The following is a 1,284-nucleotide window of genomic DNA, read 5'->3' as shown; positions in this document are numbered from 1 at the left end:
AGCTAAGCCCTCCAGCGCCGATGGTACTGCACTCGTGAGGGTGTGGGAGAGTAGGACACCGCCGGACAATCTTTCAGTCGAGGGCCGCCCCATCAGGGTCGGCCCTCGACTGCGTGGCGCCATTGGTGGCGCAATCAGGAAGGATGTACCTGTGAGTTCAGGACCGCAGGGCGGAGACCGTCCCCGTCGTCACGAGGACCGGACCGACGGCCCCGGTGGACGCGACCGTGGAGCGCGCCGCGACGACCGGCCTCCGTACCGGGGAGACCGGGACAACGCCGGCAGCGCCCGTGGCGGCAACACCGGCGGCCGCGATGGCGGTGCCCGCAGTGGCGAGCGTCGTGAGGGCGGCTTCCGTGGTGGGGACCGTCGTGAGGGTGGCTACCAGGGTGGCGGGGATCGTGGTCGTTCCGGTCCGCCCCGTGAGGGTGGCTTCCGCGGCGGTGACCGCGAGGGCGGCGGCCGCGAGGGCGGCTTCCGTGGCGGCGATCGCCGTGAGGGTGGTTACCAGGGTGGCGGGGACCGTGGTCGTTCCGGTCCGCCCCGTGAGGGTGGCTTCCGCGGCGGCGACCGAGAGGGCGGCTTCCGCGGCGGTGAGCGCCGTGAAGGTGGCTTCCGTGGCGGTGACCGTGACGGTGGTTTCCGTGGTGGGGACCGTCGTGAGGGTGGTTACCAGGGCGGTGGGGACCGTGGTCGTTCCGGTCCGCCCCGTGAGGGTGGCTTCCGTGGCGGTGACCGCGAGGGTGGTTTCCGTGGTGGGGACCGTCGTGAGGGTGGCTACCAGGGCGGTGGGGACCGTGGTCGTTCCGGTCCGCCCCGTGAGGGTGGCTTCCGTGGCGGTGACCGTGACGGTGGTTTCCGTGGCGGCGACCGTCGTGAAGGCGGCTTCCGCGGCGGTGACCGCGAGGGTGGCTACCAGGGTGGCGGTGACCGTGGTCGTTCCGGTCCGCCCCGTGAGGGTGGCTTCCGTGGCGGTGACCGCGAGGGTGGCTTCCGTGGTGGGGACCGCCGTGAAGGCGGCTTCCGGGGCGGTGACCGCGAGGGCGGTTTCCGTGGTGGGGAGCGTCGTGAGGGTGGCTACCAGGGTGGCGGTGACCGTGGTCGTTCCGGTCCGCCCCGTGAGGGTGGCTTCCGTGGCGGCGACCGTGATGGTGGTTCCCGTGGTGGTGAGCGTCGTGAAGGCGGCTTCCGCGGTGGTGACCGTGACGGTGGTTTCCGTGGTGGGGACCGTCGTGAGGGTGGCTACCAGGGTGGCGGTGACCGTGGTCGTTCCGGTCCGCCCCG

At 72.3% G+C, this 1,284-nt stretch carries 1 protein-coding gene; it reads right to left on the bottom strand.

Features of this window, described 5'->3' with window-relative positions:
• Positions 1-157: 157 nt before the first annotated feature.
• Positions 158-1,284, bottom strand: a 1,127-nt coding sequence (locus tag ACLQ25_RS32620; RefSeq protein ID WP_425734574.1) for a hypothetical protein, incomplete at its 5' end; no start/stop codon positions are given.

Origin of the sequence: Micromonospora sp. DT44, from assembly GCF_049841635.1 — a bacterium.
Taxonomy (GTDB): Bacteria; Actinomycetota; Actinomycetes; order Mycobacteriales; family Micromonosporaceae; genus Micromonospora.
The sequence above is the reverse complement of the archived record's forward strand: the minus strand, read 5'-3'. Positions and strand labels throughout refer to the sequence as shown.